A 14,789-nucleotide genomic window follows, 5' to 3' on the forward strand; every position below is an offset into this window, starting at 1 on the left:
GCTAAAAGAATGATATGGTTGACAGGCTGTAGCAGCAGAGGTTGTTTTTATTTAAGTATAAAATCATTAAGTTAAGGTGCTAAACCACACTCACCTAAACTATAAACATGATTACTAAAACTAAACTCTTGGCTGCTCTGGGCCTTTCCATACTGTTGGGTGGCACGGCATGGGCACAGGACAAGCCGCACGTGTTTACGGGCGCTAAAATTATCCCGATAGCAGGCCAGCCCATTGAGAACGGCGTACTGGTGGTACACCAGGGCAAGATTACGGCTGTAGGGGCGGCTGGTCAGGTTAAAGTGCCTGCCGGTGCTACAACCTTCGACCTGAAGGGCAAGGTCGTAATGCCGGGGCTGGTTGATACGCACTCCCACCTGGGCGAAGGCTCCGGAGGAGACGGTTCTGCTGCCCTGCACCCGGATGTACGCATCATCGACGGCATCGATCCCATCAGCGACTCCTTTAAACGCGCGCTGTCTGGAGGCATTACAACCGTGAATGTGATGCCGGGCTCAGGGCACCTGATGAGCGGGCAGACCGTGTATCTGAAAATGCGCGAAGGCAACACCATCAACGATCTGGCTTTTTGCCAGGATGTGCAAAGCGGCATTTGCGGCGGCATGAAAATGGCCAACGGTACCAACCCGATGAAGGCTGCGCCTTTTCCGGGAACACGCGCCAAGTCGGCGGCCATGCAGCGGCAACTCTTTTTGGACGCACAGGCCTACCGCAGCAAGATAAAAGCGGCCAAAGGCAAAGCCGATAAGATGCCCGAGCGCAAGCCAAACCTGGATCCAATAGTAGAGATACTGGACGGCAAACGCATTGTACACTTCCATACCCACCGTTACGATGATATCCTGACAGCCTTAAGACTACAAAAAGAGTTTGGTTTTAAGCTGGTGCTGCACCACGTAAGCGAAGCCTGGAAAGCTGCCGACGAAATTGCCAAAGCCGGTATACCTGCATCCATCATCACGCTCGACTCACCGGGCGGTAAAGCCGAAGCTGTGGAGGTGCGAAACGAGAACGGCGCCGTGCTGGAGAAAGCCGGTGTGCTGACCGCCTTCCATACAGACGATGGCATCACCGATTCCCGCTTGTTTATGCGCAGCGCTGCCCTGGGGGTGCGTGCCGGCATGAGCCGTGAAAAGGCATTGGAAGCCCTGACCATAGCCGGTGCCAAAATGCTGGAACTGCAGGACCGTGTAGGATCGCTGGAAAAAGGCAAAGATGCCGACTTTATCGTGTTATCCGGCGAGCCGTTCAGTGTATACACTAAAGTGGAGCAGACCTGGGTAGAAGGTAAAAAGCGCTTTGATGTCGCCAATCCGGACGATAAAAAGTTTGCTACAGGCGGCTACAACACCTACAGTTCCGATATTCATTACCACGCACATTAATTTTTGACAAAGGAGTTTTAGACGAAGGACAAATGAGAAGTCTTCTGAGGCTAGCTAACCACTCCATTGTCTTTTGTCAAATAGTCTCTTGTCTTAAACATTAGCAGAGAAATCAACATGAAGAGAAATATAAAACTGGCTGCGGCTATACTTGCCGGATCCATACTTGGTGTGCAGCAGGCCGAAGCCCAGATCGCCGTTCGTGGCGAAACGGTTTATACCATGGCCGGCACACCGATCAAAAACGGGGTGGTGCTGATAAAAGACGGTAAAATTGAAGCCGTAGGAGCCGCCAACACAGTGCAGGTGCCGCAAGGTTATACTTCCTACACGGCCAAAGTAGTTACTCCCGGCCTGGTAGATGCCCGCACAACGGTTGGCCTGGCAGGTATTTACAACATCCCGGCCGATCAGCAACACCTGGAGAAAACAACTCCCGTGCAGCCAGAGCTGCGTGCTATTGACTCGTACAACCCGAAGGAAGAACTGGTAAAATGGGTGCGGGAACTGGGCGTAACCACAATCAACACAGGCCATGCGCCGGGTGCACTGGTGAGCGGGCAAACCATGACCGTAAAAACCACTCCGGACGCCCTGCGCTACCCGGTGCTGGATACCACCACCATGATTGCTTTTACCATTGGCAATTCGGTAGCCGAAAACTTTAACTCCCCTAAAACATCAGCCAAAGCAGTTGCCATGCTCCGTTCGGAGTTGCAGGCGGCACAGGCGTATGGCAAGAAGGCGGCTAACAAAGATGCCAGCAAACGCCCGGACCGCAACCTTAAAATGGAATACCTGGCAGGCGTGCTGAGCGGCAAGTATAAAGCTGTAGTTACGGCTAACAAAGCCAACGATATCATGACGGCGCTGCGCCTGGCCAAGGAGTTTAACCTGAACATCATCCTGGATGGTGCCGCAGAGGCCTACCTGGTAGCAGACGAGATAAAGGCTGCCGGCGTGCCGGTTATACTTCACCCGACCATGGCGCGGGCAGGCGGCGAAGCGAAAAACATGTCGTTTGAGACGGCGGCCATACTTACGAAGGCTGGCGTTCCGGTAGCCATACAAAGTGGCTACGAAGCCTATGTGCCGAAGGCGCGGGTGGTGCTGTTTGAGGCCGGCGTAGCCGTAGCAAACGGATTGACCACCGAGCAGGGCCTGGCTACCATCACCTCCAATGCGGCGAAGATCATCGGGGCCGATAAGCGTGTGGGTTCTCTGGAGAAAGGAAAGGATGCCGACGTGGTGCTGTTCGACGGCGACCCTTTTGAGTATACTTCGCATGTATGTGCCGTGATCATCGACGGCAAGCTGGTGAGCGAACAGTGTAAGTAACTCACCTTCTTCTTTAAACAAAAACGCCTGCTACTTCAGCAGGCGTTTTTGTTTAAGGTGGCAAAAACAGGGTAACATTTTCCGGGAGTTAAAGTATGTACCTGTGCTTGGTTTATACCTGTAACAGCGCTCATTTTAGTTAGCCAAAGAAACCTGAAGCAAGTGATTGGTTTCCATTGATCTACCCTGCTTCAGGCAAAGTATAATGTACTCTAAGATTTGGTTTAGGATAAAAATTTCCCTCTATATTTGTATCACCTTAATTAATCTGTCTCTATAACAAAATAAAAGACAAATGACCCACGATAACATCGTTTCCCTACTCGGTTCTGAAGCAGAAAACCTGCTGCAGTATGAAAGCAAAACCATCTCCAAAGACCTGATCCACGCGCCGGGCCCGGACTTCGTAGACAGAATCTTTGTTCAGTCTAACCGTAGCCCGCAGGTACTGCGCAGCCTGCAGCAACTCTTCAACACAGGCCGTCTGGCTGGTACCGGTTACCTGTCTATCCTGCCGGTTGACCAGGGCATCGAGCACACTGCCGGTGCTTCGTTTGCACCAAACCCAATTTATTTCGATCCTGAGAACATCATTAAACTGGCTATCGAAGGTGGTTGCAACGCCGTTGCCACTACATTTGGTAACCTGGCTATGATGTCCAGAAAATATGCACACAAAATTCCGTTTGTAGTTAAGATCAACCACAACGAGCTGCTTACTTACCCGAACAAATTCGACCAGATCATGTTCGGTTCTGTGGATGAGGCATGGAACCTGGGTGCTACTGCCGTGGGTGCTACGATCTACTTCGGTTCAGAAGAGTCTTCGCGCCAGATCATGGAGGTGGCTGAAGCTTTCGAAAGAGCGCACCAGCTAGGTATGGCAACTATACTTTGGTGCTATGCCCGTAACAATGCCTTCAAAAAAGATGGCGTAGATTACCACGTAGCTGCCGATATCACCGGCCAGGCGAACCACCTGGGCGTAACGATCCAGGCAGACATCATCAAGCAGAAACTTCCGGAGAACAACGGTGGTTTCACTGCTATCAACTTTGCTAAGTCGCACAAGGCGATGTACGAGAAGCTAAGCAGCGACAACCCGATCGACCTTGCCCGTTACCAGGTAGCAAACTGCTACATGGGCCGTGCCGGTCTGATCAACTCCGGTGGCGAGTCGAAAGGCGAATCGGATCTGGCAGATGCCGTACGCACAGCGGTTATTAACAAGCGCGCCGGCGGTATGGGCCTGATCTCTGGACGTAAGGCATTCCAGAAAGATATGAAAGTAGGCGTAGAATTATTGAACGCAATTCAGGATGTATACCTTTCTGAGGAGATTACATTAGCCTAGTGTAGTATAAAAAATTTATTTGAAGTAATTTAGTGGCCTGCCTTACACGTTGTCTTTAAAGATGGCACGTTTCGGGGCAGGCCATCTTGTACTTTATACTTTGGGCTCAGGTAAAAGCCAAAGTATAATTTAATAACACTAAAAGTGCGGTAAGCACACTTTGTAAAAGTATGATGCCTTGGTTTAAAAGAGTAGAGAAAGGAATTATCACCCCGACGGAGGAGAAAAAAGAAACCCCGGATGGGCTGTGGTACAAGTGTCCAAGCTGTAAGACGGTTACCAGCACAGCCGAGCACCGCAAAAACCTGAGCACGTGCGTAAAGTGTAACTATCACGATCGTATCGGCTCCAAAGAATATTTCGCCATCCTTTTCGATGACAACAAGTTTGTAGAAATGGATGAGAAGATGACTTCCGGTGACCCCTTGAACTTTGTGGATTCGAAGCCATACCCGCAGCGTACTGCTGCTACGCAAAAAGCAACGGGCCTGCACGATGCGGTTCGTACCGCGTATGGCAAAATGAACGGTCAGGACATCACCATTGCCTGTATGGATTTTGCTTACATCGGGGGCTCGATGGGCTCTGTGGTAGGAGAGAAAATTGCCCGCGCCATTGACCATGCCCGCAAAACCCGCACGCCTTTCCTGATGATCTCTAAATCAGGTGGTGCGCGTATGATGGAAGCCGGTTTCTCGCTGATGCAGATGGCCAAGACCTCTGCCAAGCTGGCTTTGCTGGCTGAGGAGAAGCTGCCCTATATCTCGCTGCTTACCGACCCGACTACCGGTGGTGTAACCGCTTCTTATGCCATGTTGGGCGATTTTAACATTGCCGAGCCGGGCGCGCTGATCGGTTTTGCCGGCCCACGGGTCATCAAAGAAACAATAGGCAAGGACCTGCCGAAAGGTTTCCAGAGCGCAGAGTTCGTGCTGGAGCACGGCTTCCTTGATTTTATCGTAGACCGTAAGGAACTCAAGGGCAAATTGGCCGACCTGCTGCAAATGCTGCTTCCGAAGGAAACACCGGCAGAAGCCAAACCAAAGCCTCGCAAAACACAGAAGGCATAATACGCTAGCAACAGTATAGCTGGAGAAGCCTGCCCGGAGCGCACTGGGCAGGCTTTTTTATGCCTGTACTTTTCCTGTGAGGTAAAATCAGGAAAATAAAATATAGAGGCTGGTATATTTTTTAACAACAGCTACTCGTTTGAGAGTTTGGCATCAGTATTGTAATGGGTACAGTAGCTAAGTATAAAAGCTGTTTACAATACGAAATCAACCAAACCATAATTTACAATTTACTAAACCAACCCTATGAAGCTAGTTAAACTATCGCTGACATCTCTTTTAGCAGTTACCATGCTGTTCTCATCGTGCCAGAGCACCCGTCAGACCACATCTGGTACAGGCAATACCTCTACTGCAACCGGCAGCACCACCGACACCAACACCACTACAGAAGGTACTGCTACTGAAGGCGCTAAGAAAGGTATGACCAAGACCACGAAAGGCGGCATTATCGGGGCCGGTTCTGGTGCTGTGATCGGGGGCGTGATCGGTAACAGGATGGGTAACACAGCGGCTGGTGCCATTATTGGGGCTGCCGTGGGTGGCGCTACCGGCGCTGTGATCGGCAGAAGAATGGACAAGCAGGCCGAAGAACTCGAAAAGAGCATGGAGAATGCTAAAGTGGAGCGCGTTGGCGAAGCCATCCGAGTTAATTTTGATTCAGGTATTCTGTTTGCCGTGAACTCTGCGGAGCTAAGTGCAAATGCCAAGAAGGATATCGAGAAATTGGCCGCTACGCTGCAGAAGTATGAAGGTACCAACATCATCATCGAGGGCCACACCGACAACACTGGTTCGCGTGAGCTAAACCAGGGCTTGTCAGAGCGCCGCGCCGACGCAGTAGCTGCTTATGCCCGCATGCGCGGAGTAGAAGCGGGTCGTATGCAGTCCAAAGGCTATGCCTTTGACCAGCCGATTGCAGACAACAACACTGTGGATGGTCGCCAGCAGAACCGACGCGTAGAGATCATCATCGTTGCGAACGAGGAGCTGAAAAATGCAGTGGAAAGCGGTGAGATCAAATAAGCACTAACTCCTTTATACATTCTACATACACTCCTGAAAAGCGCCCGAAGCACCTGCCAAGGGCGCTTTTTACGTTACTTTTCACGACAATTACGGAGCTTCCTGAAGAACTTCAGCTTTCGCAGCTCGTTTAATTATAAAGTATAGGTAATATAAGGTGTTGTGTACCATAGCAGATACATACTTTATGCCCGGAGCCGCAAAATAACACAAGATGACTGTAAGCAGGTGAATAAAACATTTTAGTAGCTTTGCAGTATAAGCACTGAATTTATCTAATCGTTAAAAACTTAAGAATTAAATATTGATCACTATGAAAAACGTAAGAAGTTATCTATTCATCTTTGCCATACTTGGTATCCTTTCTACCTCTTGTAACAAAAATCAGACACCTACCACAAGTACAGAAACCACAACGCAGAAAAAAGGCATGAGCAAAACTGCTAAAGGCGGTATCATTGGTGCCGGTGGTGGCGCTGTAGTGGGTGGCCTTATCGGTAGAGCTGCAGGTAACACAGCTGCCGGTGCTATTATCGGTGCTGCTGTAGGTGGTACAACCGGTGCCCTGATCGGTCGCCACATGGACAAGCAGGCTGCAGAACTGCAGCGAGACTTGGAGAACGCTAAAGTAGAGCGTGTAGGAGAAGGTATCAAAATCACGTTCGATTCTGGTATCCTGTTCGCTACAAACTCTGCCCAACTAACATCTAATGCACAGTCTGAGATCAGCCAGCTGGCAGCTACGCTTCAGAAATACCCTGATACAAACATCCTGATCGAAGGCCACACGGACAACACTGGAGGCCGTGAGCTGAACCAGCGCCTGTCAGAGCAGCGTGCTGAGTCTGTGGCCAGCTATACTACAGCACAAGGTGTAGACCGCAGCCGCATCACAACGAAAGGCTATGCGTTTGACCAGCCAATTGCTGATAACACCACAGCTGAAGGTCGTCAGCAGAACCGCCGCGTAGAGATCGCGATCTTTGCAAACGAGAAAATGAAAAAAGCCGCTGAAAAAGGCCAACTGTAAGATTTACAGTTGCTTCAAATTTAAACCAGCCGTGCCGCAAAGCACGGCTGGTTTTTTTATTTACAGATGGTTGCAAAACCTACAACAATCCACAATCCGGCACGTACTTCATCCATGCTGTTTAACAGAATATAGGCTTAGCTTAATTTTAGATTGATGAAGAAGATAGTACAGATGGCGCTGCTGAGCATGTTAATCTCTTTTGTATTTACTGCCTGCGAGCGTACCCGCACATATGCGCCCGATGAAACGGAGGAAGAGGCTGCTATTGTGCCCGTGGAAGAAGTAGTGGAAGAAAAGGAGCCGGCCACCGTGCAGGAAGCGCTGCGTGATGACGCAAAGCTGGCCCGCAAAATGAACCTTGCTCAGTTTTCAGAGCACATGCGAGGCCGGCAGGAGTACTATGCCCGGTTTAATGACGTGCACTACAACGATGGATTTGTAAAGATCGACTGGATAGACGGAGCTCTGGAAATTGAAACGGCAGAAGGCATCATAAACCTGAAGCATGCGGCACCCGAACCGAGCGCTACCCTCTAAAGTATAACCCGGGTGGATTTCAGGCATGGCGCTTTTGCTGCCCTTTCCGGCGTAGCAGCAGCGCCATACTCATTGCCACCACAGCTCCCGCAAATGCGAGCCCGATATCTTTCTGGGCATCCCATACATCACCCTGTGCTCCTAAATAGGCCATTCCCTGCTGGTCGCCTTTAAAAACAAGGTCGGCTACGATCCACTCCAACAGCTCGTACAGCGCACTCAGCGACAAAACGATCTCGATCGGCATGAGGTAACTTATAAAGCGTTTCACTTTAAAGCCATACGCCAGCACTTCGTGCATGGGATAGGCCAACAGCAGTCCGAAGCCAAGGTGTACAAAGCGGTCGTAGTGGTTGCGGGAAAGTTTGTAGGTGTCTTTCAGCCATTCCCCAAGCGGGTTATCGGGGTACTGGTACTGGCTGCCGTACACGTGCAACATCAGGAACAGGAAGATAAGAGTATAGCTGGCATCGGAAAACCGGAAGATGTTGTAAAAAGCTACCAGGAAGATGATGAGCGAAAGCGTAAGCGTATTCTCCAGCAGCCAGTTCATCAGGTCAGGGGTGGTAAGGCCGGTGTAAGCCCAGAAAACTGCAAATACTCCTGCAAATGCCATGTGCAGCGGCTTGCGGAAAAATGGCTTTTTGGCTTGTGGCTTTGTAAGTATAGTTACATTCATTGCGTCAGGCTTTCGATGGTATGCTGATAAACCTAAAAGTAATACACTTGTTTTCCTGATTAGGATACAAAAGCAAGTGGCTCCTTTCCTGAAAGCACTTCAGTTATACCTGTCAAAGTAAAATGGAGAGAAGTATACCCGACTTCCCCGGTATAAAAGAATGACTGAAAAGCGCAGGCGGATCAATCAGGCCATCAGGTCCTTTTCGTAAAATACCAGCCGGATGGGGTTATCGGGCGGATTGCGGGAAGGGTCGCAGTGATAACCAAACATCTCGTAGCCGATCAGGTATGGGAAAAGCTTCTTATAGTAAGTATGGCCGGTGTTGGCGGCATCAAACGTAATGTCGTGGAAAACGCTGGTAGGCAGGTAGGGGAGTTTTTCCAGCTTGTCGAACAGGGCTTCCGGTTTGCCCAGATCTCCGGAGTAAACAAAGCGGTACTTGTCATCGAACACATAGGCGTAGGTCTGGTAGTTTTCGGAGTGCTGTCCAAAAGTATCGATGGCTCTGATGCCCTCCCACTGGTCGAGCGGCATAAACTCCACATACTTTGCCGGGTCCTTCAGCTGAATTGCCAGGAACTCCTCGATCTGTTTTCTGAAGTGCTCGGAAGGGTATAACAGCACCGGCTTTTTAGCCTTTTGCACAATGCTTTTATGCAGCAGCAGGTTGGCCAGGCTGCCGCTGTGGTCGTTGTGCAGGTGCGTCAGCAGAATATAATCGACCTTATTGATCAGGCTTTTCTTGATAAGCGTGGTGTATACCGTAAAACCACAATCAATCAGAATGTGGTTGCCTCTGAAGTCCAGCAGGGCTGCCGAGTTAAGGTAATCGGTATCGAAAGCCCCACCGGTACCCAGGAATTTAATTTGCATCGTCTGTTCCATTTCCCTTTTCGCCTTCACCGGTTGTCGGAACGGCTAAAGCATATAGCGTTTATACTTATAAATTGTTATGAATAAAGTACAGTTTGTGTTGCGCAAAGTATAAAATCAGTAGCTGTACCAGGGCCTGGTAGCTGAACTTAACAGAAATGCTGGCTGCCCGTAAAGTGTAAGCACATAACACTGCCTATGGATGCACACCTGTTGCCAGCCGAAGAGAAGGCTATACTTACACACGAACTCCTGAACAAGGAGTACAAAGTACTGAAGCTGGAGCCCCGCCGCGACCCCATGCACGAGCTGATATCTACCATGCTTTCGCACCGCACCAATCATGCGGATGAGGAGAAGGCCTATTATACCATGATGGAACGCTTCGGAGACTGGGAAGGCATTATGCAGGCCCCGTTTGAAGAGCTGGCCGACGCCATCAGCACCACACGCTGGCCCGGACAAAAAGCCCCCCAGATACAGCAGGCGCTGCGCATGATAAAAGAGGAGCGCGGCGAGATCAACATCGATTTCCTGCAGAACATGCCGGTAGATGAAGCAATTGCCTGGCTTACCCGCATACCGGGCGTGGGGCTTAAAACCGCTACCTTGTTGCTGCTCTTCAACTTCAAAAAGCCGGTGCTGCCTGTGGATACGCATGTGTTCCGGGTGAGCCAGCGGGTCGGGCTGATCGGGGCAAAGGTAACGGCAAACAAAGCGCACCAGATTTTGCTGGACATGCTGCCTAAAGACCCGGTAGAGCTTTATAACTTTCATAAGCACCTGCTCAAGCACGGTCAGAAGGTCTGCACCTGGTTTACCCCAAAATGCGAAAAGTGCGTGCTGCGCCACATCTGCAACTACTACCAGGACGTGCGGGAGAAGGGAATTGACAAAGCAGTCTGAGGATAATTACGAATTACTAATGACGAATTACGAATGGGGGGACCTTTACTATAGCAGGATTTATACTTTGTGTTATGACGCGAGCGTCCTCTATTCTAACTGGCTATCGTGTGGGCCTCTGGCCCAGTTGAGTCAGAGACTCAACATTATAACTAAGCACGGGAATAATTCCCGCGCCAAAAATTGAGGGGGGAAAACTGTATCTATGAAAGTATAAACGAACCAGAGCAAAGGAGGAGATTCCCCTCTTGCAGACTAGTGAGAACGCGAGTTCGAAACTAGCGAGCATAGCTCTAGGGGTGTGTAAAGTTACTCCTTCTTCAGAAGTAGGGTCAGAATTCTTGGTATGGAAGTTCTGTCGTTGTCGTCGAAATGCTCGTTGATATCCACGAGCGTTAGCCCATGCTGTTTCGCGGCCTGCGTGAAGTCGGATACGTTGTGGGTGTAGCACTCTACGATGTGGAGGCCTTCGGCGGTGTCGAAGCGTGCCTTGGAGCCTGTGTATTGTTTGAAAGGGTGAAGTTCGCCGATGTATGCGTACCCGCCTGACACCAGCGCTCTGGAGGTTTCGTCGAAAATATGATCCAGGTTTTCGATATGCTCCAGCACAAGACTAAAGCTGACCAGGTCATATTGCTGGTTGCGGAACGACCAATTCCTGGTGATATCGGCCTGCAGGAACTGTACGTGGTCAGAAATAACTTTTGCCCTGGCCTTTGCCAGCATTTCTTCTGACAGATCAATTGCTGTTACGTGTTTTGCCCTTTCTACCAGCCATTGGGTGTTCTTGCCTGTTCCGCAGCCAATTTCAAGACAACTGGTAAAAGGTATGTCTGCTAACACGGTCCGCAGAGCCACTCCTTCCAGATCTCTTGTTTTGTTATCGCTGGTATCGTATTGCGAGGCCCAGATGTTATAGGCTTGTCTTGGTTTCATAGGCAGTTAAGAATCTTTGATTGTATGAATGTAGCCAGTACGGCTTTAACCTGTGTTATCATACGTTATTGTTTGCTGCTTTTGCCCTTTCCTAAAAGAAAAGTGACGGGTATGTGCAGCCGCTTCCCCCAGGCGTTTTCCGAATGGTCCTCTCCTGTAAATTTCAGGGTTTTCCAGTTTTTGTCGTTATACCCTTTGCACTTCATCAAAGCATCTGCCTGCAGCTGGTAGGGCTCGTACATGGCGTCCAGCGTCTCGGTGCCATAATCAAAGTATAACTTGTGCGTAGCCGGATCCGGCAACCGCTGCTTCAGGTAATCGATAAAGGCTGCCGGAATCGGGTTATCCTCGTCCGTGAATATACCCGGCCAATGCGTGGATATGCAGGCTGCCCCGCCGAACACTTCCGGGTATTCGCAGATGGCGTATAGCGAAATGAGACCTCCCATACTGGAGCCCGCAATAAAGGTATGCGCCTTGTCGGGATAAGTGGCGTAAGTGCTGTCGATGTAGGGCTTGAGCTCTTTTACCAGAAATTTCAGGTAATTATCGGACTGGATCTTTGTCGGGAATAAGGTGGTGCCATACTCCTGGAGCAGGGAGTCGCGGAACGTTTGGGAGAGGCGCTCGAAAGGTTTCTGCGGAAAGTAATCCGAATGCCTGCTCTTTCCTGAGTTCCATACGCCAACCACAATGCACTTGTCGATCTTCTGTTCTTTTATCAGTTTGCCGATTGTCTCATCTACTCCCCATTCCTGGTTGTTCCAGGTGAGGGCAGCGTCGAAGAGCATCTGCCCGTCGTGCATGTAAAGTACTGCATACTTCTCGTTGCTGCTATACCCATCCGGTAGCCACACATCTACATTCCGGGGCGAGATGAACCTGGACTTAAAGTTTTCAATCTGCTCGATCTTCCCGCTGGACACTGTTGGTGCTTGGGCGTTTGCACTTTGCATGGTACAGCCAATATTGAAACAGGTGATCAGAAACAGGAGCAAGTATGTTTTCATCGGTTTATATTTTTAACGCGCTGCACCTTGCCAGCAGAACAAGCATTTTACTGCTCCAGAGGCCGGATAACTCGACAAGGGTTGCCAGCAGCAAACACATCAGCAGGTATGTCTTTGGTAACAACGCTGCCAGCACCAATTACAGTACGGTCTCCGATGGTCACACCCGGACAGATCACGACGCTGCCTCCGATCCATACATCTTCCCCGATCACGATAGGCTTCGCAAACTCCAGCCCAGTAGCTCTTTCTTTGTAGTTCATCGGGTGTGTAGCCGTGTAGGCCTGCACATTGGGGCCAAACAAGGTACGGCTGCCAATGGTAACCTGCGCCACATCCAGCACCACACAGTTGAAGTTAAAGAACACATTCTCGCCGGTTACAATGTTATAGCCATAGTCGCAGTAGAAAGGAGGCTGCAGCCACAAACCGGCTTTTGTATTTGGGATCAACTCTCTTAGTATGCGCGTACGCTCTTCTGTTTGGTCTTCACGTGCGTCATTCAGGGCTTTGAGGAGCAGCCGGGCTTGCAGTCGTTCTTCGGAGAGTTGCGGATCGAGTGCATTGTACAGCTCACCGGCAAGCATTTTTTCCTTTTCTGATTTCATGGCGTAAGGTTATGAGTAGCTTCCCGGAAGTATAAAGTAATTATCACCTGCCTTTTAGTTCATACCAAAGTATAGGTACACGACACTACTACTTTTGATTGCTATTGGTGGCAGGTATCTTTATGCTGAAGTACTTCCAGAGGTATTCCCCGTATTCTGCTGTGCCTTTCAGAACTACTTCAGTTGTCTTACCGCTTTCTTTGACCTTTAGTTTATCTGCCGCTAGCGTAATTCTACCTTGCTCTGTCGGGCGTGTTATAAGTTTCTTTTGCCTGAAATGCGAGGCTGGGTCGGTCTGATGAAAGTGGCACATCCCGGCAAATTCGTTGAGCTGCCTTTCTGTTTTCCGGAATATGTATTCTGGTATGATCACATCATTTTCAATCCTGCTTACCCGGTAACAGCTTTCATCATACTTGTCGAATGTGTAGTTACCTCTTTCATCGGTTTGTATTTGGTCTAAAATAATTCTTAAAGGCGCAAAGCTAAATTCTCCAAAGCCTACATCGCTCAGGTAATCTTCTCCATCAACAAATACGATTAGAGCCATATGATCATATTCAGGGGTATAGTCTCCTTCGTTGGCAGCGTATACTCTCGCGGAAATCCTCCTGGCATTGAAGCCTAGTGAAGTGAGTAATTCAAAAAATAAACCGTTTAGCTCATAGCAAAACCCACCCCTTTTTTGCAGCACAATCTTGTTAAAGATTTTGTCAGTATCCAATTCAATCGGGACACCCTGATGAATATCCAGATTTTCAAAAGGAACTTGTAACAGGTGTGTCTTTTGTAACTGCTGAAGCACACCGAGCGTGGGTGCCAATTCACCGGAATAACCGATCCGATCCAAGTATGCCTGATGGTTCATGTGCGTCTTCTTTAGTGTGCTTTGTACTTCAACCAATGTATAACGGCCGGAGTTTATACTTTACATCATTCCCGATTTGCCTCCTTTCAAAGTATAAATCAGCCTTACACATACTCCAGCCGCGCGCCCTGCTCCGTTACGGTCAGCCTTGCTTTGCGGCCGCAGATCATGGCGTGGTTGTCGGGCTCGTGGCCTACCGGGAAGCCGTAGCAAACAGGGTAGTTATACTTGCCGGTGTGCTCCAGGATGATCTCGTAAGCGTCTTTGCCAAAGGGGATGGCGTTGTCGTGCATGTCGCTCATGTGGCCCACGATGAGGCCGGCAAGGCCGCTGAGCTTGCCCGAGCGGTCGAGATGCACCATCATGCGGTCGATGTGGTAAAGGTACTCGTCCAGGTCCTCGAGGAACAGGATCTTGCCGTTGGTATCAATATCGGAGCGGGTGCCGGTGAGCGTGTGCAGCATGGAGAGGTTGCCGCCTACCAACCTGCCTTCGGCCTGGCCGCTGCGGTTAAACTTGTGCGGCGCCACCTGGTACTGCAGTTCTTCTCCAAACAAGGCTCTGCGCAGGGTTTCTTTCGCTGCCTCCGTGCCCGGCTTTGCAAACAATACCGGCATGAGTGCATGTATGGTTTCTATGCCAAAGTTATGGACATGGCTGTGCAGGGTGGTAACATCGCTAAAGCCTACCAGCCATTTGGGCACTGTCTCAAATTGGTTGAAGTTTACCTGGTCTATGATGCGGGTGGTGCCGTAGCCGCCGCGTGCACACACAATGGCTTTTGTTTCCGGATCATCCAGCGCCTGTTGCAGGTCCTGCAGGCGCAGGGCATCGTCACCGGCAAACTGGTTATAGCTGGCACCAATCGTTTGCCCCAGCACTACCTCCAGCCCCCACTGCTGCAAGGTTTGGATGGCGGCCTCTATCTCTTCTCTACTTATTTTTCGGGCCGTGGAAAGTATGGCAATCCTGTCTCCCGGGCGAAGTGGTGCGATCATAAATGTGGTGTTTTGACAGCTGGCTAAGTTAGAGGTTTTTGCTTAAAATTTGCGTAGCCGCCATTTTTTGGCCAAATTAAAGACTTCAATAAAAATCGGAAAGGGTTTATACATAGTGGTGCAACACCGATCTTCCTGCGCCAA

15 protein-coding genes are annotated in these 14,789 nt (G+C 49.9%); 8 read left to right on the forward strand and 7 right to left on the reverse strand.

The features are described 5' to 3' along the window. Positions 1–107: 107 nt before the first annotated feature. The 7 genes from MJ611_RS16860 (at position 108) to MJ611_RS16890 (ending at position 7,764) form a co-directional block, all read left to right on the forward strand. Entirely contained in the window at positions 108–1,406 is a 1,299-nt protein-coding gene (locus tag MJ611_RS16860) for an amidohydrolase family protein (protein WP_250431495.1), read from the forward strand. 117 nt (positions 1,407–1,523) lie between these two features. Then, complete coding sequence (locus tag MJ611_RS16865; RefSeq protein ID WP_250431496.1) at positions 1,524–2,744, forward strand: amidohydrolase family protein; 1,221 nt, start codon at positions 1,524–1,526, stop codon at positions 2,742–2,744. 295 nt (positions 2,745–3,039) lie between these two features. Then, on the forward strand, positions 3,040–4,098 hold the full coding sequence (locus MJ611_RS16870; protein WP_250431498.1) for a class I fructose-bisphosphate aldolase: 1,059 nt from the start codon (positions 3,040–3,042) through the stop codon (positions 4,096–4,098). Between the two features lie 173 nt (positions 4,099–4,271). Next, the gene (gene accD / locus MJ611_RS16875; protein WP_250432022.1) at positions 4,272–5,168 is read left to right on the forward strand and encodes an acetyl-CoA carboxylase, carboxyltransferase subunit beta; all 897 of its coding nucleotides are present in this window, start codon (positions 4,272–4,274) and stop codon (positions 5,166–5,168) included. Positions 5,169–5,414: 246 nt separating this feature from the next. Then, a complete protein-coding gene (locus tag MJ611_RS16880; RefSeq protein ID WP_250431499.1) occupies positions 5,415–6,194 on the forward strand; it encodes an OmpA family protein in 780 nt (259 codons plus the stop codon). Positions 6,195–6,507: 313 nt separating this feature from the next. Next, positions 6,508–7,224 carry an OmpA family protein gene (locus MJ611_RS16885; protein WP_250431501.1) on the forward strand — a complete coding sequence of 239 codons (717 nt, stop codon included), beginning with the start codon at positions 6,508–6,510 and terminating at the stop codon, positions 7,222–7,224. A gap of 156 nt (positions 7,225–7,380) precedes the next feature. Then, the gene (locus tag MJ611_RS16890; RefSeq protein WP_250431503.1) at positions 7,381–7,764 is read left to right on the forward strand and encodes a hypothetical protein; all 384 of its coding nucleotides are present in this window, start codon (positions 7,381–7,383) and stop codon (positions 7,762–7,764) included. 19 nt (positions 7,765–7,783) lie between these two features. On the opposite strand, the gene MJ611_RS16895 is transcribed toward MJ611_RS16890, so the two are convergent. Next, positions 7,784–8,443, reverse strand: a complete 660-nt coding sequence (locus MJ611_RS16895) for a DUF2238 domain-containing protein (RefSeq protein WP_250431504.1) — start codon at positions 8,441–8,443, stop codon at positions 7,784–7,786. Positions 8,444–8,629: 186 nt separating this feature from the next. Then, positions 8,630–9,331: an MBL fold metallo-hydrolase gene (locus MJ611_RS16900; protein WP_250431506.1), complete on the reverse strand. Its 702-nt coding sequence runs from the start codon at positions 9,329–9,331 to the stop codon at positions 8,630–8,632. 186 nt (positions 9,332–9,517) lie between these two features. Between MJ611_RS16900 and MJ611_RS16905 the strand changes: the two genes are divergently transcribed. Continuing rightward, positions 9,518–10,225, forward strand: coding sequence for an endonuclease III domain-containing protein (locus tag MJ611_RS16905; protein WP_250431509.1), 708 nt, complete (start codon positions 9,518–9,520; stop codon positions 10,223–10,225). 309 nt (positions 10,226–10,534) lie between these two features. Here the strand turns inward: MJ611_RS16905 and MJ611_RS16910 are convergent, their stop codons facing one another. The 5 genes from MJ611_RS16910 to MJ611_RS16930 all read right to left on the reverse strand — a co-directional run bounded on the left by MJ611_RS16910 (position 10,535) and on the right by MJ611_RS16930 (position 14,645). Further along, on the reverse strand, positions 10,535–11,161 hold the full coding sequence (locus MJ611_RS16910) for a class I SAM-dependent methyltransferase (RefSeq protein WP_250431511.1): 627 nt from the start codon (positions 11,159–11,161) through the stop codon (positions 10,535–10,537). Positions 11,162–11,226: 65 nt separating this feature from the next. Then, entirely contained in the window at positions 11,227–12,171 is a 945-nt protein-coding gene (locus MJ611_RS16915; protein WP_250431513.1) for an alpha/beta hydrolase, read from the reverse strand. A 47-nt stretch (positions 12,172–12,218) separates the two neighbouring features. After that, positions 12,219–12,779, reverse strand: a complete 561-nt coding sequence (locus tag MJ611_RS16920) for a sugar O-acetyltransferase (RefSeq protein ID WP_250431515.1) — start codon at positions 12,777–12,779, stop codon at positions 12,219–12,221. Positions 12,780–12,867: 88 nt separating this feature from the next. Then, positions 12,868–13,647 carry an arylamine N-acetyltransferase family protein gene (locus tag MJ611_RS16925; RefSeq protein WP_250431517.1) on the reverse strand — a complete coding sequence of 260 codons (780 nt, stop codon included), beginning with the start codon at positions 13,645–13,647 and terminating at the stop codon, positions 12,868–12,870. 104 nt (positions 13,648–13,751) lie between these two features. Then, complete coding sequence (locus MJ611_RS16930; protein ID WP_250431518.1) at positions 13,752–14,645, reverse strand: S66 peptidase family protein; 894 nt, start codon at positions 14,643–14,645, stop codon at positions 13,752–13,754. Between the last annotated feature and the right edge of the window lie 144 nt (positions 14,646–14,789).

Source organism: Pontibacter ruber, from assembly GCF_023630205.1.
GTDB classification, from domain to species: Bacteria; Bacteroidota; Bacteroidia; order Cytophagales; family Hymenobacteraceae; genus Pontibacter; species Pontibacter ruber.

Coding starts and splice junctions, on each gene's coding strand:
- MJ611_RS16860 (WP_250431495.1), top strand. CDS start 108: ATGATTACTAAAACTAAACTCTTGGCTGCTCTGGGCCTTTCCATACTG.
- MJ611_RS16865 (WP_250431496.1), top strand. CDS start 1,524: ATGAAGAGAAATATAAAACTGGCTGCGGCTATACTTGCCGGATCCATA.
- MJ611_RS16870 (WP_250431498.1), top strand. CDS start 3,040: ATGACCCACGATAACATCGTTTCCCTACTCGGTTCTGAAGCAGAAAAC.
- accD (WP_250432022.1), top strand. CDS start 4,272: ATGCCTTGGTTTAAAAGAGTAGAGAAAGGAATTATCACCCCGACGGAG.
- MJ611_RS16880 (WP_250431499.1), top strand. CDS start 5,415: ATGAAGCTAGTTAAACTATCGCTGACATCTCTTTTAGCAGTTACCATG.
- MJ611_RS16885 (WP_250431501.1), top strand. CDS start 6,508: ATGAAAAACGTAAGAAGTTATCTATTCATCTTTGCCATACTTGGTATC.
- MJ611_RS16890 (WP_250431503.1), top strand. CDS start 7,381: ATGAAGAAGATAGTACAGATGGCGCTGCTGAGCATGTTAATCTCTTTT.
- MJ611_RS16895 (WP_250431504.1), bottom strand. CDS start 8,443: ATGAATGTAACTATACTTACAAAGCCACAAGCCAAAAAGCCATTTTTC.
- MJ611_RS16900 (WP_250431506.1), bottom strand. CDS start 9,331: ATGGAACAGACGATGCAAATTAAATTCCTGGGTACCGGTGGGGCTTTC.
- MJ611_RS16905 (WP_250431509.1), top strand. CDS start 9,518: ATGGATGCACACCTGTTGCCAGCCGAAGAGAAGGCTATACTTACACAC.
- MJ611_RS16910 (WP_250431511.1), bottom strand. CDS start 11,161: ATGAAACCAAGACAAGCCTATAACATCTGGGCCTCGCAATACGATACC.
- MJ611_RS16915 (WP_250431513.1), bottom strand. CDS start 12,171: ATGAAAACATACTTGCTCCTGTTTCTGATCACCTGTTTCAATATTGGC.
- MJ611_RS16920 (WP_250431515.1), bottom strand. CDS start 12,779: ATGAAATCAGAAAAGGAAAAAATGCTTGCCGGTGAGCTGTACAATGCA.
- MJ611_RS16925 (WP_250431517.1), bottom strand. CDS start 13,647: ATGAACCATCAGGCATACTTGGATCGGATCGGTTATTCCGGTGAATTG.
- MJ611_RS16930 (WP_250431518.1), bottom strand. CDS start 14,645: ATGATCGCACCACTTCGCCCGGGAGACAGGATTGCCATACTTTCCACG.